The sequence below is a fragment of the Streptomyces sp. NPDC048565 genome (assembly GCF_040650935.1).
Classification (GTDB): domain Bacteria; phylum Actinomycetota; class Actinomycetes; order Streptomycetales; family Streptomycetaceae; genus Streptomyces.
On record NZ_JBEZIH010000002.1, the window covers coordinates 209743 to 231119 of the forward strand.

Sequence of the window (21377 nt, forward strand, 5' to 3'; positions counted from 1 at the left end):
TCAACATCTATAGAGGAGTGATCTGCTGTGCGTCAGATTCCCGTCGACACCTCCACTGCTGTCGTGATGGTCGCCAAGCCTCCGCAGGTCAAGGTCCGTGACCGCCGCACCGGTGAGATCGCCACCGACATGGAGACCGGTGCTCAGCTCATGACCGTGGACGTGATGTTCGCGGCGAACGAGGAGGTGGAGATCCTGTCCGTCACCGTTCCGGAGCCCGGGATCACCGGTGAGCTGGCCATGGGTACGCCGGTCGCGCTCACCGGCTTGGTCGCCCGTCCGTGGGAGAACGACTTCAATGGTCAGCGGCGGCACGGCATCGCGTTCCGCGCGGTCGCGGTCACCTCGCTCGCCGAACTCGCCGCCACAGGATCGAAGGCGGCCTGATCATGACCGCCTTCACGGTCGCTCTGGTGCTGGTCGTCGCTACTGCGGGTCTCCTGCGGTGGCGGCGGCCCGCCTGGTACTGGCTGGCCTTCGGGGTCACTCTGGCCGCGATGCGGGTCTTGGTCCGGTACCGCTCGGTCATGGACGCGTGCGGGTTGACCGTTCCGCCGGCGTGGTGGCGGTTATCTCTGGCTCGGGCCACCAACCGGCCGATACCTGAGCCCCGCCCACCGCGTATCCGGCGACTGCGGCCGACTCGCACCGGCCTGGTCCTCCGACTCAAGCTCCGTCCCGGGCAGGACGTCTTCGACATCGCCGCGGCCTCGGATCGGCTTCGGCACTCGTTCTCGATGTTCGGCGTGACCGCGCGTGAGGTGCGGTCCGGTGTCGTCGAGGTGCGGATGACCGGATACGACGTGCTCAAGCGGGTGCAGATGCCCGCTGAGAGGGAGATTCGGGCGATGCGAGTACCGGTCGCCCTTCGGGAGGACGGGTCGGTGCACTACCGCGACTACCGCGCGATACCTCACGCCCTCACCCTCGGCGCCACGGAGTCCGGAAAGTCGGTCTACCAACGCAACCTGGTCGCCGGCCTTGCTCCTCTGGACGTTGCCCTCGTCGGCATCGACTGCAAGCAGGGGGTCGAACTCTTCCCGCTGGCGCGCCGGTTCTCAGCCCTGGCCGACAGCCCGGACAGCGCCGCCGAACTCCTTGATGCACTCGTGGCGCGGATGGCGGACGTCTACCGTCTCATCCGTACCCAGCAGCGCATCAACGTCGATGTGCCGGACGCGGAGATCGCCGCCGACGTCTGGGACCTGCCTGATGAGCTCCGCCCGACCCCGGTCGTCGTCCTGGTCGACGAGGTGGCCGAACTCGCTCTGTACGCAACGAAGGAGGAGGAGAAGCGGCGGGACCGCATCATCACCGCCCTGGTCCGTCTCGCGCAGCTCGGCCGCGCCGCCGGTATCTACCTCGAAATCTGCGGACAGCGCTTCGGCTCCGAACTCGGCAAGGGCATCACCATGCTCCGTGCCCAACTCACCGGCCGCACCGCCCACCGTCTCAACGACGAGACCTCCGCCAACATGGCCTTCGGCGACATCGCCCCGGACGCGGTCCTCGCCGCCATCCAGATTCCCGCCGAACTGCGAGGCCTCGCCATCGCGGGTGACGCGTCCGGCGGTTGGCACCGCATCCGCGCTCCGCACACCTCGCTCCGCCAGGCCGTGAACCTCTGCAACCGGTACGCCGACAGGACGCCGGACCTGCCCGAGCTGGCCCCTTTCCGGCCCACCACCGGCACCGCCACCGAACCTGTGCCATCGGCGAAGGCCTCTCCGGCCACCGCCTGATCTCTCCCCCACCCGGTAGGCGTGACCGTCTTCGCGCCGGGTCCCTACCACTGCCATGCCCAGAGAAGGGAGAACCGCCATGTGCCCCGACTGCGAGGACTTCGCCCGGACCGTGCTTCTGCTCGGCCAACTCGCCCTGTACGCCGACATGGCCGGCGCCGACCTCGACTTCGTGGACGTCGTCAGCCCGTCCCTCGCCGTGTCGCTGCCGGAGCCGCCGCCGGGCACGTTCCCGGGCGACTCCGACCCCGCTGAGGACTTCTGATGGGCGCCCGGCACGGTCTCCGGATCGACGCGGTGTTGATCCAGGCGGTCATCGCCGGAGCCTTGTCCTTCGCCCACCTGCACGACCTCGCTGCCGCGGCCGGACAGGACGGCTGGAAGGCATGGGCCTACCCGGTCAGCGTCGACCTGCTCCTTGTCGCCGCCTGGCGTCGGCTGCGCAGTGAGGGTCCGTCCCGGTTGGCCTGGTGCTGGTTCCTGATCGCCCTGTTCGCCTCGCTCGGCGCCAACGTCGCCACCGCCGGGTTCCTCGACCTGGCCGACCCGCCGGCGTCGCTCCGGCTCGGCATCGCCGGATGGCCCGCACTCGCCTTCCTCGGAGGCACTCTCCTCGCCCACTCGTCGGGAAAGGCGGAGCCGGAGCCGGAGCCGGTTCTACCAGCCGCCGTCACGGAGACGGAGGACGTCGGGCCAACGCGTGTGCCTGACGCCGCCCCGACCTCATCCCCGGCCGATGAACCCCCTGCGACAACGGCCCTGTCCTCGGCCCTGGCCCCGTCCCCGGATCCGCCCGTCCCCGCCGTGCTGATCGACCACGCCCGCAAGGTCGCCGACGAGTACCGCACCCGTACCGGATCACCGATCGACACCGACACCCTCCGCTCCCGCCTCGGCGTTCCGCCCCACCTTGCCGACGCCATCGCCGCCCGCCTCAGCTGACCGCAAAGGAGAACTGAGATGACCCACGATCCCGCCGACCTGACCGTGGCCGACTACCTCGACGGAGCGCGTGAGATGGCCGCAGCCGGACGCCCCTTCCTCGCCCACCTGCTCGCCGAGGAAGCTGCACGGCGCATCGATGACCCGGCCACCGCCCGCAGCATCCGCGCCCAGTACACCGACCCGACGACCGACAGGGACTGACCGGCATGCCCGCCCGCGACAGCTTCCACTCCGTGATGCGTATCGGCCCCGTGCGGATCGGCACCCACCGCGACCGCACCGGCCGCACCGCCCACACTGCCGTCTGCACTGCCGACCGCTGCGGCTGGTCGGCCGACTACTCCAGCCGGACCGCCGCCCAACTCGCCGCCCGTACCCACCGCTGCACCGTCCGTTAGGAGTCAGCGTCCATGGACGTCCCCCTCTGGATCGCCCTGCTGGTTGTCGGCTACCTCGGCATCAAGCTCTTCCGTCCGCCGGTGTGGCTGATCTGCGTACTTCTCCTCGGCGGCTACCTCCTCGCCGACAGCCTCTTCGCCTCCGTCATCGACACCGCAGTCAAGTAACCCGCGCCCGGGAGAGGAGAACCAACCATGTTCCAGCCCGAGATCCCGACCATGCCGCAGCCCTCGGGCCTGGTCACCCCGCCCGCCGTCGTCCAGCCGACCACCATCACGCCGGGCACGCCTGCCCCGGCACCCGCCGCCGCCCCTGAGCCGTCCCGTCCGGTCGTACAGCTGACCCCCGGCACCGCGGTCGCGCTCGTCGGTGCCGGTACTGCCGTCGCCCTGGTCGTCGGCACCGTCCTGGTCTCGCTGCTCCTGGCGGTAGCCGTCACCAGCGCATCGGTCGCCGTCTGCGCGGTCGTCCTGCGCTCCCTGATCGCGTCCGACGCCAAACGCCGCTGACCGGCCCCCGGGCGGCCTCGATACCGCCAAGCATCCGCCGCCCGGGAGCCGTGCCCACCGATCGATCTCGCAACCGGAAGGAACCCCCAGCATGGCCCACCGGCCCTCACTCTCGAAGCAGAAGCGGTCCATGCCCGCCCCACAGCTCGACCCGACCGTCCTCGGGGACGTCCTCCGGGTGGCCTCGGCCTCCGACTACACCCGCTGGGAGGACCAGATCCGCCGCACCGGCGGCTGTGCCGACCCCGTCCATCTGAGCGGCTGGGTAACCCACAAGGACAAGACCACCGGCGAGACCCTGCACCGCTACTCGACCGCGTACGAGCCAGGCGGTCGCCTCCGCATCGCCTGCGGCAACCGCCGCGCCTCCCGCTGCCCCTCCTGCGCCTGGACCTACGCGGGCGACACCTACCACTTGATCCGTGCCGGCCTCGCCGGAGACGACCGCCGAGACATCACCACCGCCGTCCGCGACCACCCGCGCGTCTTCGCCACCCTCACCGCACCGTCGTTCGGCCCCGTCCACAACCGCCCCGACCGGGGCACCTGCCGGTGCGGCACCGCGCACGCCTCGGACTCCGGGTACCTGGGCTCCGCCCTTGATCCGGAGACCTACGACTACGCGGGCGCCGTGCTCTTCAACAACCACGCCGGGGAGCTCTGGCAGCGTTTCACCACCAGACTCCGCCGCGAACTCGCCATCCACGCGGGCATCCCACGCCGTGAGTTGGGCGACCATCTCCGCGTCTCCTTCGGCAAGGTCGCCGAATTCCAGAAGCGCGGAGCCCTCCACTTCCACGCCGTCGTACGTCTCGACGGCCCCGAGGGACCTCGTACGCCGCCGCCCGCGTGGGCCACGGTCGATCTCCTCACCGACGCGATACGCGCCGCAGCCGCGCACTCATACACGTCGGTCTCCGTCCCGGCTGCCGGTGAACAGCCGTTCCGGACCTTTCGATGGGGCCGACAGCTCGATGTCCGCCCCGTCAAGGCCTTCGGCGACGGTTCAGATGTCACCGAACAGGCGGTCGCCTCGTACGTGGCCAAGTACGCCACCAAAGCCGCCGAGAACACCGGCACCCTGGACCGCCGTATCGGTGAGCTCGCCGAACTCGACCGCCACCGCGTTCCCGATCACACCCGTCGGCTCATCACCGCATGCCGTGAGCTCGACAGCCTCTATCCGGACCGGCGCCTCTGGGCCTGGGCTCACATGCTCGGATTTCGCGGCCACTTCTCGTCCAAGTCCCGCACGTACTCGACCACCCTCGGTGCCCTCCGCCAGGAACGCGCCGACTACCGCGCTACGCAGGAAGCGACGGTCCTTGGCCTGGCCGACCGTGAACCGGACACCGTCCTCGTCCTGACCGACTGGCAGTACGTCGGCCACGGGCACACCCCCGGCGAAGGAGCTCTCGCCGCCACCATCGCCCGTGACCTCCAGACCAACCGCGAGACCGCCCGCGATGCACTGAAGGAGCGCACTGCCAACGAGGGGGAGTGGTGACCGTGGCGGACCGACTGCTCACCGTGAACCAGGTCGCCGAACGCCTCGGAACCGGTCTCCGCTTCCCTCGCCGGCTCATCGAGGAACGCCGCATCACGTTCGTCAAGGTCGGCCGACATGTCCGTATCCCCGAGAGCGCCGTGGAGGAGTACGTCAGTGCCCACACGGTGGCGCCGATCGTCCTGCGGCCCGCGTCCGCGTACCCGTACCGGAGGGCTGCCTGATGCCCGCCAAGCGTAAAGCCCGCCGCGCCTTCGGCCGGATCCGGAAGCTGCCGTCCGGCCGGTTCCAGGCTCGGTATCCGGGGCCTGACGGCGTGCTGCGTGCCGCTGATCAGACGTTCGCGACAACGACGGACGCCGATCGCTGGCTGGCACGGAAGCGCATCGAGATGGAGGAGGGCCGCTGGGTCGATCCCGCTGAGGGGAAGACCACCGTCATCGACTGGTCGGCACGATGGCTCACCGCTGTCTCCCCGCAGCTCAAGCACAAGACACAGGCGTCGTACCGATCCCTGATCAACTCGCTGATCGTTCCGGCGCTCGGTGACCGTGAGCTTTCCAGCCTCCGGCCGATCACCATCGTCGAATGGGTCGGTGCGATGAAGACCCGCGGTCTCAGCGCCTCGCGGATCAGGCAGGCCTACCGGGTGCTCTCGCAGATCATGCGGGCGGCCGTCGACAACGAGATGATCGGGCAGACCCCGTGCAGGGGCGTGAAGCTGCCTCGCATGCCGCAGACCGAGCCGCACATCCTCACCTCGCTGGAAGCCTCACGGATTGTGCGGAGCGCAACGAAACCGCATGACCTGCTGATCTCTTTGCTCGCCTACGCGGGTCTGAGGGTTGGTGAGGCGTTCGCGTTGCGGCGAGTGGACATCGACGTGTCCGGCGGCCTGGTCCTCGTCGACGAGAACCTGGCCGAAGCGAACGGCACCCTGGTCTTCGACACTCCCAAGTCCCATCAGAAGCGGGTCCTGCGGATCGGGCCGTCACTCGCGGCGCGGATCGGCCGGCACTTGGAGACGCTGCCCGGCGGGGAGGACGCTCTCCTCTTCGTCACGCCCGGTGGCAAGCCTCTGCGGTACAACCAGTGGCGAAAGGCGTACTTCGACCCCGCTGTGGCGGAGGCCGGGCTGACCGACGTCACTCCGCATGATCTCCGCGCCTCGCACGGCACATGGGTTGCCGACAGGTACGGGGTGATGACTGCCGCGCACCGGCTGGGCCACTCGAACGCGAGCGTTACGACCCGGCACTACGCCCGGCCCGTCGTCGGTCGAGATGGCCAGGTGGCTGAGGCTGCTGATGCATGGCTCGGCGGGCAGGATGAGTTTGGCTCTTCTGAGGTGGGCGAGGCTCGCTGATACATGCGCATAGGGTGATGCCCCTGGTCCTTCGACCAGGGGCGTCATGCTGACCTCGCATGCGCTCGTGGAATGGAGCGCTACGCTGATCGTCCTCTCTGGGGGTTTCCTTCATGGGCAGGCCAACCATCCGATAAGTGCTGCAAGTTGACTAAGGCATTATGTCTGATTAGTCTCTCTTGGGGTATTTTCTCGGCTAGCGTTCCGCCCATGAAATCTGTCTCTGCGAAGCGACTTGTCCCGGCTGTCCTGGTTGCAGCCCTGCTGCTCACCGGATGCGCCGAGACTCTGCCGGAGCCGAAGCTGGCCGACCAGACGGGCAAGACGCTCGCCGAAGCGGCCAAGGCGGCCGAGAAGGCTGGTTACCACATCCCGAAGGGGTACGTGGCTGGCGGTACGGCAGAACTGCTGACTGTCGGTGACGAAGCGCCGCTGGAAGGCTACGAGTCATGGACGGTCTGCTGGGCCACGACCGACTACGTGGACGTGGACGACGATCCCTTCTGGGCCATCGAGTTTCACGGCGTGGAGAAGAAGCCGGACTGCGTGGACGGGAAGCTGGATCGGGGACGAGTCAAGGCCTACAACGAGATGGTCGATGAGGTGACCGCCGCTCGGGAAGAGGCCGAGGCCGAGATTGGCGCCGACTACGACGACAGCGACTACGACGACAGCGATGATGCAGGGTACGAAGAGCCGCCGCTCGCGTTGGACATGGCGTGGCTGACGTTGTCTGACGCCGACCGTCTGCGGATGTGCTCGATGTACAACCGAGACTCCACGGGCGCGGTAGCGGCGCTCATGGCTGTGCTGTCCACGACGGAGCATGGCAACGACATCACTGAGGCTGAGGTAGACACGCTGTTCTCTACTAACTGCTGACGCACCATGGAAACCGGGGTGGGTCGGCCGATGGGGCACGTAAGGGGCACGACGACGACGCCGACGGCTCCGCTGGGACTCCAACTGCCGCCTGACCTGCGGCGGAGCCCGTACCGCCCCTGACCGGTAAAAGGTCTTGAAAACCGTCGTGGCAGCGATGTCACCGTGGGTTCAAATCCCACACCCACCGCCAGTCCGAATGAGCGCATGCGGGAGGGGCACTCCGAACCAGGGGTGCCCCTCCCGCATGCGCTCTGTCTGTATCGCCGTCTGTCTCCCCACGCCTCTGCCCATGACCCTGGCATTGCCAACAGAAGATGAATTTTTCCTGTGAGTCAGGTGTACAACTCTTAACCTTCCTCGTGAGTCGAACTGGTGTATGCCAGTTCGCCCCATCTGCGTCTGGGTGAACGTCTCGCAAGAGGAAGCCTGCCCATGATGATCCGCCGGTTGTGTGAAGTCCTGCGTGTGCGCGGGGTGATCGACCTGCTCCTTGTGCTGCTGTTCGGCGTCGGTTTCGTCGCGCTGCCGGTTTTCGCACTGGTGCCGTCCCTGTGGGGCTTCGTGGCGGCGGCGGCCGTGACGTATGTGGTGGACGAGGTCCTGCATGTGCGGGCTCCGGGTTTCGTGCGCAGGCTGGCGACACTGCATCTCGATCGCACCATGCGGTTCGCGGTCCGTACGGCGATGCTGTTCGCCCTGGCCAGCCGGATGGACGCGCCGGGCGCGGTTCTGGTCGCAGCCCTCGCCGTCTTCAGCGGTCACTTCGCGATGATGACGCTGTACACGGCGGTGCACCACGCCATCCGCAGGCGCCGGGTGCTGCCGCTGGTGGTGCGCAACCTCGACCTGAGCGAGTTGGCGATACCTCAGCAGCCGCCCGCGGTGCTGTACAGGCGCCACTTGCGCAAGCTCCTTCACCTGGACCTCCCGGCCCACGCCGGCCTCCTTGTCGCGCTCGCCGCCGGCACCTGGGAGTCGGCCTACGCGGGCTACGCGCTCACCGTCGTTGTGACCTTGGTGGCCGTCCTCGCGCTGGTGGGCCAGTACCGCAAGGTGCACCGGATGCCCGCACGTGACGAGGTGTTCGCCGAGGTCAACCGTCGGCTGGACGGATACCGGCCCGAGGTGGCGCTCTACTTCAGCTTCGCGGCCGTCTCCCGTGACTTCATGTACCAGGTCAACATGTGGATCGAGACGCTCGAACAGCTGGACCTCCGTCCGGTGATCATCCTTCGGGAGCGTGCCTCGTTCCGTTACCTGAGCCGTACCTGGATTCCGGTGGTCTGCGTGCCGAAGGCCGACGACCTGGCCGAGCTCGAACTGCCCGGCGTCCGGGTCGTGCTGTATCCCGGCAACGCGGGCAAGAACGTCCACATGCTCCGCGTGGCCGAGGCCAAGCATGTCTTCATCGGGCACGGCGACAGCGACAAGCTCGCCAGCAGCAACCGGGTCAGCAAGGTGTACGACGAGATCTGGGTGGCCGGCCGCGCGGGCCGGGACCGCTACCAGCGGGTGCGGCACGCGATCAGTGACAGCGCGATCGTGGAGGTGGGCCGCCCGCAGCTGTCCCCGATCCGCCTGCACACCGAGCATGTCCCCGGCCCTCTGCCGGTCGTCCTCTACGCGCCCACCTGGGAGGGCTGGAGCGACGACGACTGCCACACCTCTCTGATCCCGATGGGCGTACCCCTCATCGAGAAGCTCCTGGCGGAGAACGTACGCGTCATCTACAAGCCGCACCCGCTCACCGGCAAGCGCTCGGACGAGGCCGCGGCCGCCGACCGGGCGATCCGCGAGCTGCTGTACGCGGACAACGAGCGGCGCGACCCCGTGCGGGCGGAGGCCGCGGCAGCCGCCGTACGACCCCGTCTGCGGGAGCTCCAGGCCCGCCTGGACGAACTGGCCGGCCGGCACGACGGCGAGGACGACGCCGAGCAGATGCGCGAGGCCCGGGTCCCCGACCGTGCCGGGGCGGCCGAGTGGCAGGAGCTGCGCGACGAGTGGCACCGGATCTTCTGGGAGAGCCAGGGTGCCGTCCGCCACAACGTGATCGTCGAGCAGCTGCCGAATCTCTACGAGTGCTTCAACCAGGCGGACATGCTCATCAGCGATGTCTCCTCGGTGGTCGCCGACTTCGTGGCCAGCCTCAAGCCGTACGTCCTCACGAACGCGAGTGACCTGCCCGACCACGAGTTCCGGGCCGCCTACACCACTGCGGGCGGCGCCTACCTCCTCGACCGCGCGTGCACCCGTCTCCCGGAGATCCTCGACTCCGTCCGCGCCCCGCACACGGACCCGTTGGTCCTCGACCGCCGCACCCTCAAGGAGTACGTCCTGGGACCTGACCGTCCCACGTCGATGGAACGCTTCAACTCCGCCACCAACGCGCTGGCGGCGAAGGGGGAGGCGGAACGGGCCGAAGCCGCGATGGAGACGTACCGGGCGAGCCCCGCGACCGCGTTGCAGCGGACCGGGCTCGGGTGAGCGGAAGCGGTACCGGCGCGCCCCGAGGTCAGGGAGTGCGTCGTGGATCGGTCAGGCGGGCGGCCGACGCGATCGCTGCGCGGGCCTCCTGTTCGGTGAGGCCCGTGCCGAGCGCGGCGTCGGTGAGGGCGTCCGCGAGGGCCTCGCCGAAGCCGTGTTCGTATGCCCGGCAGGCCGCCCAGAACAGGCGGGTGTTGCGCTGGCCCTCGTGTGCGGCGCGTACGAACTGGACCAGGCCCTGACCCTGCCGGGTGGGTGCGGCCTCGCCGGCGGCCGCGTGGCGGGGGCGCGGCGGTGGTGTGAGCAGGCGCAGGAGCGCGCGGGGGCAGGGGGCCGGCGCGAGGTGGGCGGTGCCGGGGGCGAGCCGGTATCTGCCGTGGGTCGTGACCGAGCCCGGGCCGACCAGGTAGCCGCCCGCTCCTCGTACGTCGATGCCGGGAGCGAGGCGGCCTGCGGAGTTGGGTACGGGGACGCCGTACGGGCCCGTCAGCCAGAGGTGCCGGCCGCCGCTCGGCGTGAGCACCGTGACGGTGGCCGGGATCGTGAACAGGTGCTGCAGGGCCAGGTGCTGGAGTGCGGCGACCGAGTCGTTGCCGTGGGCGGTGTCGATGTCGAGGTCGATACCGATGAGGCGGTGCGGCTCCCGCCCGCAGGCGATGCCGTAACCGGTGGCCCTGGGTGCCGCGGCGAAGAGCGCGCGGACGGCGGCGGGGTCGGTGGTGGCGTCGTGCACTCCGTGACCGGGCAGTCCGCAGGCGCCCCGGCAGTGCACGGGAGGGTCCTCGCCGTGATGCGGTGAGCGCAGTGCGGGGAGCTTGGTGGCGGACAGTGGGAAGACGGGGAGCCCACGCTCGGCGGCGGAGAGCGCGTGGGCCAGCGCCAGGGTGGCGGTCTGCCGGTCGGTGGTGGCCATGAGGCCATGTTCGTACAAGTGTTCGAAGAAGGGAAGGGGGTGGCTGGGTTCGCCCGGGAGGTCGCCGGGTCCCGCACGGGGCGGAACGCTTCTCCGGGCGCGGGAGGTTTATCGGCTGTTCGTCATACGTGAGGGGGAAGTGCGCGCCATGGGCGGTTCGCCGGGGATGCGGTGGGAAGTTTTGCTCCCGCGACGTCGTGATCAGTACCGAGGCGGTCGGCCAACTGCTTCGGACCAGCCGTATCAACCAGCCGTATCAAGCAGCGTTTTCCGTTCCTGGAGGAATTGACATGGCAAGTATCCGTACCGCTCGCGCCCTCGCCGCTGTCGCAGCTCTGCCTCTCGCCGCAGCCTTGTTCGGAGGGGTCGCGGTGGCCGACAACGGCTCGTTCGCGGACGACGGATCGAACGCGGCGGTGGCGACCATCGGATCCGGAGGTGTCGGCGGGAGCAACTCCGGTAATTCGTCCACGTCGCAGCAGCAGGCCGTCGGCCTCGGAGCCTCCAACCACAGCAACTCCGCCCAGGTGAACCGGTCGGCGTTCACGGCGATCGACCAGTCCACGGACATCGTCGCGGTGAACTTCACGCCGCTCTGGTGAGCTGAGCGGGGCGGGCCCGTGCGGCGGCGGTCACGGCGCCACCGCACGGGCCGCCTCCGTGCCGAAGGCGGAGGCGCGCCCCCGGGGCCTCGGGGTGAGGACCCTGACGCGACCGGGTCCTCCCTCCACCTACAGGAGGTGGAGCCCGGTCGGCCCCTACAACCTGAGGCGGACGTGGCTTCGGGACCTGGGGCCGATCCCGTCGTCCGTGCCCGCTCCTAGCGTGGAGGTTATGACCACGCCAGTCTGCACCGGCGCCTCCAGGGCGGTCGCTGCCACCGCCGGACACCGCCGTTACCCGTCGTTCTCGTCGTACGTGCGGGCCCGGGGCCCCGTACTGCTGCGCACCGCACGCTCCCTCACCGCGAACCCGAGCGACGCCGAGGACCTGCTGCAGACCGCCCTCACCAAGACGTACGTCGCCTGGGAGCGGATCGAGGACCACAGGGCGCTCGACGGATATGTCCGCCGCGCCCTGGTGAACACCCGCACCTCGCAGTGGCGCAAGCGGAAGGTCGACGAGTTCGCCTGTGAGGAGCTGCCCGAGAAGGAGGCGGTGCACGCGCCTGACCCGGCCGAGCAGCAGTCGCTGCACGACGCGATGTGGCGCGCCGTGCTGAAGCTTCCGGACCGCCAGCGGGCCATGGTCGTCCTGAGGTACTACGAGGACCTGAGCGAGGTCCAGACGGCCGAGGTGCTCGGTGTGTCCGTCGGTACGGTCAAGAGTGCCGTGTCGCGGGCGCTCGGAAAGCTCCGCGAGGACCCCGAGCTCACTCCGGTCCGCTGACCGGCGCCCTGCCCCTTCCCGGTCTTCTCCGCAGGCCTCCCACGGTCCGGGTCTGAAGGCCTTCCACGGACCGGTTCTGCGGGCTTCCTACGGCCCGGTTCCGCAGGTCTTCCGCGGTCCGCTTCTACGGGCCGACATCGATTCGTACTCCCGGGAGTAGTGACATACCGCGTGGTATGTGCGCAGAATCAGCGCATACCTACCGCCGCGTAGCGCCCACCGGGAGGACGCCGTGCTGAGCACCATGCAGGACGTACCGCTGACTGTGACCCGCATCCTGACCCATGGGATGACCATCCACGGGAAGTCGCAGGTGACGACCTGGACCGGCGAGCCGGAGCCGCACCGGCGGAGTTTCGCCGAGATCGGCAGGCGTGCCGCGCAGCTGGCGCACGCCCTCCGTGACGAGCTGGGGGTCGACGGCGACCAGCGCGTCGCGACCCTCATGTGGAACAACGCCGAGCATGTCGAGGCGTATCTGGGGATCCCTTCGATGGGCGCCGTGCTGCACACGCTCAATCTGCGGCTCCCCGCCGAGCAACTGGTCTGGATCGTCGGCCACGCCGACGACAAGGTGGTCCTCGTCAACGGTTCGCTGCTGCCGCTGCTCGCGCCGCTGCTCCCCCACCTGCCGTCCGTCGAGCACGTGGTGGTGTCAGGGCCGGGCGACCGCTCCGTGCTCGACGGCGCCGCGCCCCGGGTGCACGAGTACGAGGAGCTGATCGCCGGCCGCCCCACGGTCTACGACTGGCCCGAGCTGGACGAATGCCAGGCAGCCGCCATGTGCTACACCTCGGGCACCACGGGGGACCCCAAGGGCGTCGTCTACTCCCACCGCTCCATCTACCTGCACTCCATGCAGGTCAACATGTCCGAGTCGATGGGGCTGACCGACAAGGACACGACGCTGGTCGTCGTGCCGCAGTTCCACGTGAACGCCTGGGGGCTGCCGCACTCGACGTTCATGACCGGCGTCAACATGCTCATGCCCGACCGCTTCCTGCAGCCGGCTCCCCTCGCCGACATGATCGAGCAGGAGCGCCCGACGCACGCCGCGGCGGTCCCCACCATCTGGCAGGGACTGCTGGCCGAGGTCACCGACAAGCCGCGCGACCTCTCCTCCATGGCCCGTGTCACCATCGGCGGAGCCGCCTGTCCGCCCTCGCTGATGGAGGCGTACGACAAGCTCGGTGTCCGCCTCTGCCACGCCTGGGGCATGACGGAGACATCGCCGCTCGGCACCATGTCCAACCCGCCCGCCGGACTGACCGAGGAGCAGGAGTGGCCGTACCGCGTCACCCAGGGCCGCTTCCCGGCCGGTGTCGAGGCGCGTCTCACCGGCCCCGGCGGGGAACAGCTGCCGTGGGACGGCGAATCGGCGGGTGAGCTCGAGGTCCGTGGCCCCTGGATCGCCGGTGCGTACTACGGCGGTGCGGACGGCGGGGACCTGCGCCCCGAGGACAAGTTCAGCGAGGACGGCTGGCTGAAGACCGGCGACGTCGGCGTGATCAGCGACGACGGCTACCTCACGCTGACCGACCGGGCCAAGGACGTCATCAAGTCAGGCGGTGAGTGGATCTCCAGTGTCGACCTGGAGAACGCGATCATGGCGCACCCGGATGTGGCCGAGGCCGCGGTCGTCGCCGTCCCCGACGAGAAGTGGGGAGAGCGCCCCCTCGCGACCGTCGTCCTCAAGGAGGGCGCCACCGCCGACCACGCGGCGCTCAGGACCTTCCTCGCCCGGTCCGTCGCCAAGTGGCAGCTGCCGGAGCGCTGGACGATCGTGCCGGCGGTGCCGAAGACGAGCGTGGGCAAGTTCGACAAGAAGGTGATCCGCAGGCGGTACGCCGACGGCGAGCTGGACATCACGCAGCTCTGAGACGGCCGGCGGACACGACGAGGGCGGTACGGGAAGATCCGTACCGCCCTCGTCGTATGCGCCCGATGCTGTCCGGGCGTCGGGTGCCGGGTGCCGGGCGTCAGGTGTCGGGCCGGGCGTCAGTTCGTCCCTATCTTCGCCAGCAGATCCACGATCCTGGACTGCACCTCGTCACTCGTCGAGCGCTCGGCCAGGAAGAGCACCGTCTCGCCGGAGGCGAGCCTCGGCAGGTCCGCCTCCTCCATGCCGGCCGAGGTGTAGACGACCAGCGGGGTGTGGTTCAGCGAGCCGTTCGCGCGGAGCCAGTCGATGATCCCGGCGCGTCGGCGGCGTACCTGCATCAGGTCCATCACCACCAGATTCGGCCGCATCCGGGTGGCGATGTCGACCGCCTCGCTGTCGCCCGACGCCCGGGAGACCTGCATGCCGCGCCGCTCCAGCGTCTCCGTCAGCGCCAGCGAGACCTCCTCGTGCTCCTCGATCACCAGGACCCTCGGCGGGTGCTGGTCGCTGTCGCGCGGGGCGAGCGCCTTGAGGAGGACCGCCGGGTCGGCGCCGTACGCCGCTTCCCTGGTCGCCTGCCCCAGGCCGGCCGTCACCAGCACCGGGACCTCGGCCGCCACGGCCGCCTGACGCAGCGACTGCAGCGCCGTACGGGTGATCGGCCCGGTCAGCGGGTCCACGAACAGCGCGGCGGGGAACGCCGCGATCTGGGCGTCCACCTCCTCGCGGGAGTGCACGATCACCGGACGGTAGCCGCGGTCGCTGAGGGCCTGCTGGGTGGAGACGTCAGGAGCGGGCCAGACGAGCAGCCGCCTCGGGTTGTCCAGCGGCTCCGGGGGCAGCTCGTCGTCGACGGGCTGCGGCTGCGGACGGTTCGCCACCTCGACTGCCCCACCGGGCCCGTCCAGCGGCTCAGGCCCCTCGGCGCCCGCGTCGGGTGCCCCTATCGCGTACGCGCGCCCCTCGGACGCGGGCGGGGACAGCAGACTGCTGGAACCTGAGCCCTGCACGGTGCTGCCCTGGGTGCCCTCGGGCTGCGGCGGAACAGGGGCCGGGGCGGGCTGCGGCGGCACGGGAGCCACGACGGGCGGGGCCGGGGGCTCGGCTTCGGGCGGGGCGGCGAGCTTACGGCGCCGCCCGGCACCGCCGAGCGTCTGGTTCTGCTGATGCGCGAGGTGCTGTGCGAAGGGCACGCCCTGCCCCAGTGTCCGCACGCTGAACGCACGGCCCTGGGTCGAATCCGAGGACGCCGGCATGGGCGCCTCGGCGGGCAGCGGCTGACGCCGCGCGTCCCGGACGGCGGAAGGAGCGTCGCTGTCGGCCGGATGCGGCCCCGGCGCGGGCGACGTGGGTACGGACGCTGCTTCCGGCGAGGGACCGGCCGGTCCCGCTCCGGCCGCCGCGGGACCGGCCGGAGCGGCGACGGTGCCCGTGGTGTGCGTGGTGGCGCCGGGGGCCGCCCAGGCCTCGTCGGCGGCCGGGCCCACGCCGTCCTCGTGCACCGGTGCGGCAGGATCCTGCACCGGCACGCCAGGCTGCGCCCAGTCGGGCTGCGGAGGCACCGCGGGCAGCGGCTGCCCGGGAACGGGGTGACCGGGCCGGACCTGCGCCTCCGGAGGCTCAGGGTTCCGTGCCCTGCGGCGGCCGGACGGCACGGGGTGCGGCTGCGGCGGGGTGTGGTCGGCGTCCGGGGTGGTCCGTACGGCGTCGTGGCGCTCGGGCAGCGGGCCGTCCACGGCCGGGAGCGGCTCAGTGCCCGGGGGAGCCGGGGCCTGCTGTGGGGCGGGCGAGGCCGGGGGCGCGGCGGACGGCGGTGCCACGAGGGGCGGGCCCGGGGCCACCGGCGGGATCCGGTCCGCGGCGGCGGGCGGCAGCGCGAAGGCGGTACGCGGCCCCGAGGGCTCGGCCGCGGCGGCGCGTTCCTGCGCTGCGGCCAGGGCCCGGCGGGCGCGCCGCCCCCTGGGCTGCTGCTCCGGCTGCCCCGCATGTCCCGTCTGCCCCGGCCGTGACTGCTCCAGCTGCCCGGACCCGGGCGCCTGCGCCTGGGCGGGGTGCTGGGCAGAGGCCGGGTCGTGGCTCTGGCTCCGGGCCTCGGGCGAGGCGAGGGCAGGCAGCGCGGGTCGGCCGCCGCCCTGCGGGGCGGAGAGGTGCTGGGGGGCGGAGGCGTTCTGGGGCACACCCTGGGGCGGCACGGTCTGCCCGCGCTGCGGGCGGCCGCCACCGCCCTGCGCGCCCTCGGCCGCCGTGACGACGGACCCTTCCGAGGGGGAAGGGGCCGCTGCGGGGAGCGCCAGTGCCTGCCGGGGCTCCCCGCCCGTCTCCGCGGGACTGGGCCGGCCGCGCCTGCGACCGGAGCCCTCGCTCCGTCGAGGCGGGGTCATGTCCTCTTCCGGCTGGGGCTCCTGCGGGGCCGTGGACTCACGGCGTGCCCTGCGCCGCCCGGTCGGCTCGGAGGCCGCCGTGTCACCGGACTCAGGACCTGCGGCCCCTCCCGCGTCGACGGGGCTGTCCAGGAAGGCGTCCGTCGACGCCCTGCGCGCCCGGCGCCGGCCACCCTGCGGGGCGGGCTGCTGCGGGGCGGGTTCCGGTACGGCCGGTTCCTCGGACACCGGGGGCGGCTCCTGCGCGATGGTGCCGGTACCCGCGCCGAGCGGCACCTCCAGGACGTACGCGCTGCCGCTCATCCCGGGCATCTCGTGCGTCTGGAGCACACCGCCGTGCGCGCGTACGATCCCGCGCACGATCGGCACGTGCACGGGGTCGCCCCCGGCGAACGGCCCGCGCACCTCGATCCGTACGACGTCACCGCGCTGCGCCGCGGCCACGACGACCGTGGAATCGACGTAGCCGCCGCCCGGCACCGGCCTGGCCTTGCCGGTCGAGTCGACTCCGGCGACGTCGGCGACGAGATGGGCGAGCGCCGTGATCAGCCGGCCCGCGTCGACCTCGGCCTCGATCGGCGGGGCGTGCACCGCGAACTGCGCGCGCCCCGGACCGATCAGTTCGACGGCACCGTCGATGCCCGCGGTCACCACGGAGTCCAGCAGCACGGCCTGCTTGACGAGCTCCTCGGCGCCGGTGTCCAGGCGCTGGTAGCTCAGTACGTTGTCGACGAGCGTCGTCATGCGCGCATAGCCCGCGGCGAGGTGGTGAAGGATCTGGTTGGCCTCCGGCCAGAGCTGGCCGGCCGGGTCGGCCGCGAGGGCCGAGAGTTCGCCGCGCAGCTCCTCCAGCGGTCCGCGGAGGGACTCGCCGAGCACGGCGGTCAGCTGCGTGTGCCGCTCGCCGAGACCGGTCAGACGCTCCGTCTGCTCCTCCAGCTCGGAGGCGTACCGCTCGGTCCGGTCGGAGGTCTCCGCCGCGTGCCGTTCGGTGAGCGCGGTGACCTCCGCGCGGTGGCTCTCGGTGAGCTCGGCGATCTCGGCGGCGTGCCGTTCTGTCAGCCCCGAGACCTCCTCGGTGTGCTGCTGCGTCAGTTCCTCGTAGGGCCTGCGGTCGGTGAACGTCATGACGGCGCCGACCAGCTGGTCCCCGTCGCGCACCGGGGCGGTCGTCAGGTCCACCGGGACCTGGTCGCCGCCCTTGGACCAGAGCACCTGACCGCGCACCCGGTGCTTGCGGCCGGACCGCAGGGTGTCGGCGAGCGGCGACTCCTCGTACGGGAACGGGTCGCCCTCCGCGCGTGAGTGCAGGATCAGCGGGTGGAGCTCCTGGCCGCCGAGATCGCTGGCGCGGAAGCCGAGGATGTGGGCGGCGGCGGGGTTGACCAGGACGACCCGGCCGTCCGTGTCCGTGCCGACGACGCCCTCGGATGCGGCCCGCAGGATCATCTCGGTCTGGCGCTGCGAGCGGGCCAGCTCGGCCTCGGTGTCGACGGTGCCGGAGAGGTCCCGTACGACGAGCATGAGCAGTTCGTCGCCCGTGTAGCTGGAGTGGATGTCGCTGTAGGCGGCCTGGCCGCTGTCCAGCGAGGCACTGGTGACCTCGACGGGGTAGTCGGTGCCGTCGGTACGGCGCGCGATCATCCGCGTAGGCTTCGTCCTGCCCTGCTCGTCCGCAGCGTCCGGCCTGCGCATCGACCCCGGGATCAGCCTGGAGTCGAACTCCGGAAGCAGATCGAGCAGTCCTCGTCCCACGAGCGCGGTGCCCGGGGTCTCGAACATTTCGAGGGCGATGGTGTTGGCGTTGACGACCGTGCCGTTGCAGTTGACGAGCAGGAGCCCGTCCGGAAGGGCGTCGAGTATGGCTGCGAGGCGAGCAGCGCCTCGGGATGGCCTGCTGCTCACGAGACGCTTCCTCCCTGAATACCGCACCTTGCCGACAGCGGGCCCCATCCTGCCCCTCGGGCCTCAGGCTGTCACTGGAGGAGTCTAAAGGCAGGGAGCGCATGGCGGGCGGCGGATGAGGGGGAGCTCTCACCAAGGTTCTGTGCACACGGTGTACGCCGGTGGCCCAAGTCGTGACGGCGAGCGCCCCCTCTGACGTGCGGTGATGCCGTCCGGGGCCGGTCCGGAGGCCGTCCGAAACGCCCTCCGAACCAGCCGGCGAGGCTTCCGGGGGCGCCCGTACACGCCCCGGCGCGCGCCGTCCGGCCATCCCGAAGTCCCGGCGCACGCCCCGCCGAACCGGTTACCTCGGGGGGCAGGACCGGGCATCTGGCCGGGCCGGACCGGGCACCTCGCGCGGCCGAACGGGTCACCTGGCAGGGCCTGACCGACTACCTCGCGGGGCAGAACCTGGCACCTCGCGGGGCAGAACCTGGCACCTCGCGCGGTGGAACGTGGCACGGCGCCGGGCCCGACCCGGAAGCCACGCGGGGTGCGAACGGGCCGGTCACCTCGCGGAGGGCAGCACCGGTACGAGATTGTTCCAGCGCGCGATCTCGCAGCCGTTGGCCCGGCTGAAGTGCGCGTCGACGTCGTCCCCCTGCCAGGTGCCCCGCACCCGGGCGGTGGCCGGCCCGCCGGCCTGCTGGGTGCACATGGCGTTTCGGTCCGTGGCCACGAAGGGGTTGTCCCCCGACTCCACGGCCTCGTCCAGCAGGTCGCAGGCCCGCTGTGCCTCGGGGTGGCTGCCGCCCGCCGGGCCGCACTCCAGCTCGAAGACCCCGTCGGCCGTCGGGTTGCCCGACTCCGAGACGGTCACGGTGAGCCGGGTCGCCGTGTCGCGCGCCGCGGGCCAGTCCCCCTGGAGTACGGGGAGCGGAGGCAACGGGATGAGAGGGGACGCGGCCGTGGCGGCGGGCGCGGCCGCGGACAGCGCGGCGAGGGACGCGACGGCGGTGAGGGCGAGACGGCGCAGCATGCGGGGCTCCTGTTTGCTCTGGCGCGCCCAGGAGCGCGCCTGCCTGCTCCGGCAGGCGCCGGGTGGAGGCGCGTACCGGGCACACGGGGTGACGGACGGAGGGCGGAGCCCTCGTCCTCTCTAACGCTCGTCACGCCCGCACGTTGCGCAACTCATGGGGGGCCGACCGGAACAGCGGACAGAACCACAGGCCACGAGCACCGCACAGGAACACCCGCCGCAACCGCAGGGCGCTTTGCCTCGCCGCCCACCTGCCTAGTACCGTGAGCAGCGATTGGTGACAGCGCGCTCGTCTGTGTCATCATCTGCACGCACCACTCGCGTTTGCGCGAGGTGTGCTGGAGGCGTCGCCTAGTCCGGTCTATGGCGCCGCACTGCTAATGCGGTTTGGGTCTTAAAGCCCATCGAGGGTTCAAATCCCTCCGCCTCCGCAGGACCCGAAGCCCCGTGCCCCAGGCACGGGGCTTCGGTCGTACCCGGGCCGGGAAAACGGGCTCCAGAAGGCCGTATCCGCAGGCCAGGCAGGGTTTGGCTAATGGATTTCGCGTCACGGCGCAGGTCATGTAATGTTGTTCTCGCAACGCCGACGGGGCAGAAAAACCCCGGAAGCGGGACCGAGGCTCAGGCCGAGGACACGCACTCGTAGCTTAACGGATAGAGCATCTGACTACGGATCAGAAGGTTGCAGGTTCGAATCCTGCCGAGTGCACAAGAAACACCAGGTCAAGGCCCTGATTCTCCTTCGGAGGATCGGGGCCTTCCTCGTTTCGTCTCACGTTTTCTCACACACCTAGTTGATCTTGCTCGCCTGATCAGCCGAGCAGCTCGTTCAACTTCTCCGACCCAGCCCGGAGTGACTGCGGGTCAGGGTGCACGTAGACCCGCTTCGTGAAGGACAGATCTGCGTGGCCGGCCCACGCCGACACCACCGTGTCCGGCACACCGTTGTTCGCCATCCACGACAGCACCGCGTGCCGGGCCATGTAGAGCGTCACTCGCCGGACCCCGGTCGCGTCCATCAACTTGTACGCCTCGCGGCGCAGCTTGTCCGTCTTCCACGGACGGCCCAGCGCGTCCACCATCACGTAGCCCGCGCCCTCGTACGCCTCTCCGGCTGCGAGCCGCTCGGCCACCTGAACCTTGCGGAAGGCTTTGAGTCCTGCCCACGTGGGCAGGGGCAGGGGGAGGGCGCGCTCGCCAGCCTCGGACTTGGCGTCCTTCTCCACCACCACCGACCGCTCCCCGCGCGGACGTGACGGGTCGTACGTCAGGGTCCTCGTGTTGCCGATCGTGGTGGTGCCCTTCTCCAGGTCGATGTCCTCTTCCCAGCGAGCACCGCACACCTCGGCCGGGCGCTCGGCAATGAACGTCAGCATCCACCCGCCGTACTCCCGGACGCCCCGGATGCCGGCAAGGAACTGCTTCACCTCGTCCTCGTTCCACGGCGTCTTCTCACGCTTCTTGGCGCGGGCCGCCTTCCGGGCCGCCTTCGGCACGGTGACGTACTCGGCCACGTTCCGCGTGAGGATGCTGCGGCGGATCCCGAGAATGAGCACAGCACGCAGGCGCCCCAGCGTGAGGTCCACCGTCCGGACGCTGAGACCCGTGCCCGGCTTCCCGCCAATCCGGCGAGCGCTGGTGAGCATCCACGTGACCATCTCGGTCACGTCCTCCTCGGTCAGCTGCTGGACAGCCGTCGCGCCGAGTCGTGTCTTCACGTACGCCATCGCGTCCACGTACGACCGCGCCGTCTTCACCTCCACGTCAGGCGTCACCATCGCGAGCCAGATGTCGACCAGTTCCTCCACCGTCATCTTGGACGGCGCCACGAACTGGCCGGTCGTCTGCTGATGCTGGATGCGCGCCAATTCGTTCTTGGCCTCGGTCGAGGTGTCCTTGGTCACCGTGAGCTGACGTCGCTTCTTGGTGGCAGGGTCCACGCCGATGTCGACCACGAACCGGTAGCGGGTCTTCCCTCTCGCCGTGACCTTCTTGATCTCTGGCATTGCCTTCCCCTCCTGCCGGCCGGGCGTCTGCCGCCGCGGCTGTCCG

General features: G+C 70.5%; 20 protein-coding genes and 2 tRNA genes. 18 read left to right on the forward strand and 4 right to left on the reverse strand.

Going from position 1 to position 21377, the window contains the following annotated elements; genetic code table 11:
* Window positions 1–27 precede the first annotated feature (27 nt).
* The 13 genes from AB0C75_RS03080 (at window position 28) to AB0C75_RS03140 (ending at window position 9837) form a co-directional block, all read left to right on the forward strand.
* Window positions 28–387 carry a hypothetical protein gene (locus AB0C75_RS03080; protein ID WP_362886490.1) on the forward strand — a complete coding sequence of 120 codons (360 nt, stop codon included), beginning with the start codon at window positions 28–30 and terminating at the stop codon, window positions 385–387.
* A 2-nt stretch (window positions 388–389) separates the two neighbouring features.
* Window positions 390–1742, forward strand: coding sequence for an FtsK/SpoIIIE domain-containing protein (locus AB0C75_RS03085; RefSeq protein WP_362886492.1), 1353 nt, complete (start codon window positions 390–392; stop codon window positions 1740–1742).
* A gap of 79 nt (window positions 1743–1821) precedes the next feature.
* Window positions 1822–2007, forward strand: coding sequence for a hypothetical protein (locus AB0C75_RS03090; protein WP_362886494.1), 186 nt, complete (start codon window positions 1822–1824; stop codon window positions 2005–2007).
* Window positions 2007–2684, forward strand: coding sequence for a DUF2637 domain-containing protein (locus AB0C75_RS03095; protein WP_362886496.1), 678 nt, complete (start codon window positions 2007–2009; stop codon window positions 2682–2684). The genes AB0C75_RS03090 and AB0C75_RS03095 overlap by 1 nt, the downstream gene beginning before the upstream one ends.
* A gap of 18 nt (window positions 2685–2702) precedes the next feature.
* Window positions 2703–2888, forward strand: coding sequence for a hypothetical protein (locus tag AB0C75_RS03100; RefSeq protein WP_362886498.1), 186 nt, complete (start codon window positions 2703–2705; stop codon window positions 2886–2888).
* Window positions 2889–2893: 5 nt separating this feature from the next.
* Window positions 2894–3085, forward strand: coding sequence for a mobile element transfer protein (locus AB0C75_RS03105; RefSeq protein WP_362886500.1), 192 nt, complete (start codon window positions 2894–2896; stop codon window positions 3083–3085).
* Window positions 3086–3097: 12 nt separating this feature from the next.
* Window positions 3098–3253, forward strand: coding sequence for a hypothetical protein (locus AB0C75_RS03110; RefSeq protein ID WP_010060553.1), 156 nt, complete (start codon window positions 3098–3100; stop codon window positions 3251–3253).
* A 27-nt stretch (window positions 3254–3280) separates the two neighbouring features.
* Window positions 3281–3595, forward strand: coding sequence for a SpdD-like protein (locus AB0C75_RS03115; RefSeq protein WP_362886502.1), 315 nt, complete (start codon window positions 3281–3283; stop codon window positions 3593–3595).
* Window positions 3596–3686: 91 nt separating this feature from the next.
* Window positions 3687–5102: a replication initiator protein RepSA gene (gene repSA, locus AB0C75_RS03120; RefSeq protein ID WP_362886504.1), complete on the forward strand. Its 1416-nt coding sequence runs from the start codon at window positions 3687–3689 to the stop codon at window positions 5100–5102.
* 2 nt (window positions 5103–5104) lie between these two features.
* Window positions 5105–5326 carry a helix-turn-helix domain-containing protein gene (locus AB0C75_RS03125; protein WP_362886506.1) on the forward strand — a complete coding sequence of 74 codons (222 nt, stop codon included), beginning with the start codon at window positions 5105–5107 and terminating at the stop codon, window positions 5324–5326.
* Window positions 5326–6468 (forward strand): tyrosine-type recombinase/integrase, encoded by a 1143-nt coding sequence (locus AB0C75_RS03130; RefSeq protein WP_362886508.1) that lies wholly within the window; start codon window positions 5326–5328, stop codon window positions 6466–6468. The genes AB0C75_RS03125 and AB0C75_RS03130 overlap by 1 nt, the downstream gene beginning before the upstream one ends.
* Window positions 6469–6678: 210 nt before the next feature.
* On the forward strand, window positions 6679–7350 hold the full coding sequence (locus tag AB0C75_RS03135; protein WP_362886510.1) for a hypothetical protein: 672 nt from the start codon (window positions 6679–6681) through the stop codon (window positions 7348–7350).
* 435 nt (window positions 7351–7785) lie between these two features.
* Window positions 7786–9837 (forward strand): hypothetical protein, encoded by a 2052-nt coding sequence (locus tag AB0C75_RS03140; protein ID WP_362886512.1) that lies wholly within the window; start codon window positions 7786–7788, stop codon window positions 9835–9837.
* Between the two features lie 28 nt (window positions 9838–9865).
* On the opposite strand, the gene AB0C75_RS03145 is transcribed toward AB0C75_RS03140, so the two are convergent.
* Window positions 9866–10750 (reverse strand): bifunctional DNA primase/polymerase, encoded by an 885-nt coding sequence (locus AB0C75_RS03145; protein WP_362886514.1) that lies wholly within the window; start codon window positions 10748–10750, stop codon window positions 9866–9868.
* A gap of 290 nt (window positions 10751–11040) precedes the next feature.
* Here AB0C75_RS03145 and AB0C75_RS03150 point away from each other — a divergent pair, with 290 nt between their 5' ends.
* The 3 genes from AB0C75_RS03150 (at window position 11041) to AB0C75_RS03160 (ending at window position 14018) form a co-directional block, all read left to right on the forward strand.
* Window positions 11041–11352: a hypothetical protein gene (locus AB0C75_RS03150; RefSeq protein WP_362886516.1), complete on the forward strand. Its 312-nt coding sequence runs from the start codon at window positions 11041–11043 to the stop codon at window positions 11350–11352.
* 232 nt (window positions 11353–11584) lie between these two features.
* Window positions 11585–12139 (forward strand): SigE family RNA polymerase sigma factor, encoded by a 555-nt coding sequence (locus AB0C75_RS03155; RefSeq protein WP_362886517.1) that lies wholly within the window; start codon window positions 11585–11587, stop codon window positions 12137–12139.
* Between the two features lie 232 nt (window positions 12140–12371).
* Window positions 12372–14018, forward strand: coding sequence for a long-chain fatty acid--CoA ligase (locus tag AB0C75_RS03160; RefSeq protein ID WP_362886519.1), 1647 nt, complete (start codon window positions 12372–12374; stop codon window positions 14016–14018).
* A 119-nt stretch (window positions 14019–14137) separates the two neighbouring features.
* Here AB0C75_RS03160 and AB0C75_RS03165 read toward each other — a convergent pair whose 3' ends face one another.
* A complete protein-coding gene (locus AB0C75_RS03165; RefSeq protein WP_362886521.1) occupies window positions 14138–18307 on the reverse strand; it encodes a PAS domain-containing protein in 4170 nt (1389 codons plus the stop codon).
* A 547-nt stretch (window positions 18308–18854) separates the two neighbouring features.
* The gene (locus AB0C75_RS03170) at window positions 18855–19325 is read right to left on the reverse strand and encodes an SSI family serine proteinase inhibitor (RefSeq protein ID WP_362886523.1); all 471 of its coding nucleotides are present in this window, start codon (window positions 19323–19325) and stop codon (window positions 18855–18857) included.
* A gap of 340 nt (window positions 19326–19665) precedes the next feature.
* Here AB0C75_RS03170 and AB0C75_RS03175 point away from each other — a divergent pair.
* Together AB0C75_RS03175 and AB0C75_RS03180 are read left to right on the forward strand one after the other, a co-directional pair.
* Window positions 19666–19756 (forward strand) — tRNA-Ser (locus AB0C75_RS03175).
* Between the two features lie 205 nt (window positions 19757–19961).
* Window positions 19962–20034 (forward strand) — tRNA-Arg (locus AB0C75_RS03180).
* A gap of 103 nt (window positions 20035–20137) precedes the next feature.
* Here the strand turns inward: AB0C75_RS03180 and AB0C75_RS03185 are convergent.
* Window positions 20138–21331, reverse strand: a complete 1194-nt coding sequence (locus AB0C75_RS03185) for a site-specific integrase (protein ID WP_362886525.1) — start codon at window positions 21329–21331, stop codon at window positions 20138–20140.
* Window positions 21332–21377 lie beyond the last annotated feature (46 nt).

What these genes read in the sequence shown, in the direction of transcription:
- AB0C75_RS03085 (WP_362886492.1), top strand. Translation starts at nt 390, where the DNA reads ATGACCGCCTTCACGGTCGCTCTGGTGCTGGTCGTCGCTACTGCGGGT.
- AB0C75_RS03090 (WP_362886494.1), top strand. Translation starts at nt 1,822, where the DNA reads ATGTGCCCCGACTGCGAGGACTTCGCCCGGACCGTGCTTCTGCTCGGC.
- AB0C75_RS03095 (WP_362886496.1), top strand. Translation starts at nt 2,007, where the DNA reads ATGGGCGCCCGGCACGGTCTCCGGATCGACGCGGTGTTGATCCAGGCG.
- AB0C75_RS03100 (WP_362886498.1), top strand. Translation starts at nt 2,703, where the DNA reads ATGACCCACGATCCCGCCGACCTGACCGTGGCCGACTACCTCGACGGA.
- AB0C75_RS03105 (WP_362886500.1), top strand. Translation starts at nt 2,894, where the DNA reads ATGCCCGCCCGCGACAGCTTCCACTCCGTGATGCGTATCGGCCCCGTG.
- AB0C75_RS03110 (WP_010060553.1), top strand. Translation starts at nt 3,098, where the DNA reads ATGGACGTCCCCCTCTGGATCGCCCTGCTGGTTGTCGGCTACCTCGGC.
- AB0C75_RS03115 (WP_362886502.1), top strand. Translation starts at nt 3,281, where the DNA reads ATGTTCCAGCCCGAGATCCCGACCATGCCGCAGCCCTCGGGCCTGGTC.
- repSA (WP_362886504.1), top strand. Translation starts at nt 3,687, where the DNA reads ATGGCCCACCGGCCCTCACTCTCGAAGCAGAAGCGGTCCATGCCCGCC.
- AB0C75_RS03130 (WP_362886508.1), top strand. Translation starts at nt 5,326, where the DNA reads ATGCCCGCCAAGCGTAAAGCCCGCCGCGCCTTCGGCCGGATCCGGAAG.
- AB0C75_RS03135 (WP_362886510.1), top strand. Translation starts at nt 6,679, where the DNA reads ATGAAATCTGTCTCTGCGAAGCGACTTGTCCCGGCTGTCCTGGTTGCA.
- AB0C75_RS03140 (WP_362886512.1), top strand. Translation starts at nt 7,786, where the DNA reads ATGATGATCCGCCGGTTGTGTGAAGTCCTGCGTGTGCGCGGGGTGATC.
- AB0C75_RS03145 (WP_362886514.1), bottom strand. Translation starts at nt 10,750, where the DNA reads ATGGCCACCACCGACCGGCAGACCGCCACCCTGGCGCTGGCCCACGCG.
- AB0C75_RS03150 (WP_362886516.1), top strand. Translation starts at nt 11,041, where the DNA reads ATGGCAAGTATCCGTACCGCTCGCGCCCTCGCCGCTGTCGCAGCTCTG.
- AB0C75_RS03155 (WP_362886517.1), top strand. Translation starts at nt 11,585, where the DNA reads ATGACCACGCCAGTCTGCACCGGCGCCTCCAGGGCGGTCGCTGCCACC.
- AB0C75_RS03170 (WP_362886523.1), bottom strand. Translation starts at nt 19,325, where the DNA reads ATGCTGCGCCGTCTCGCCCTCACCGCCGTCGCGTCCCTCGCCGCGCTG.
- AB0C75_RS03185 (WP_362886525.1), bottom strand. Translation starts at nt 21,331, where the DNA reads ATGCCAGAGATCAAGAAGGTCACGGCGAGAGGGAAGACCCGCTACCGG.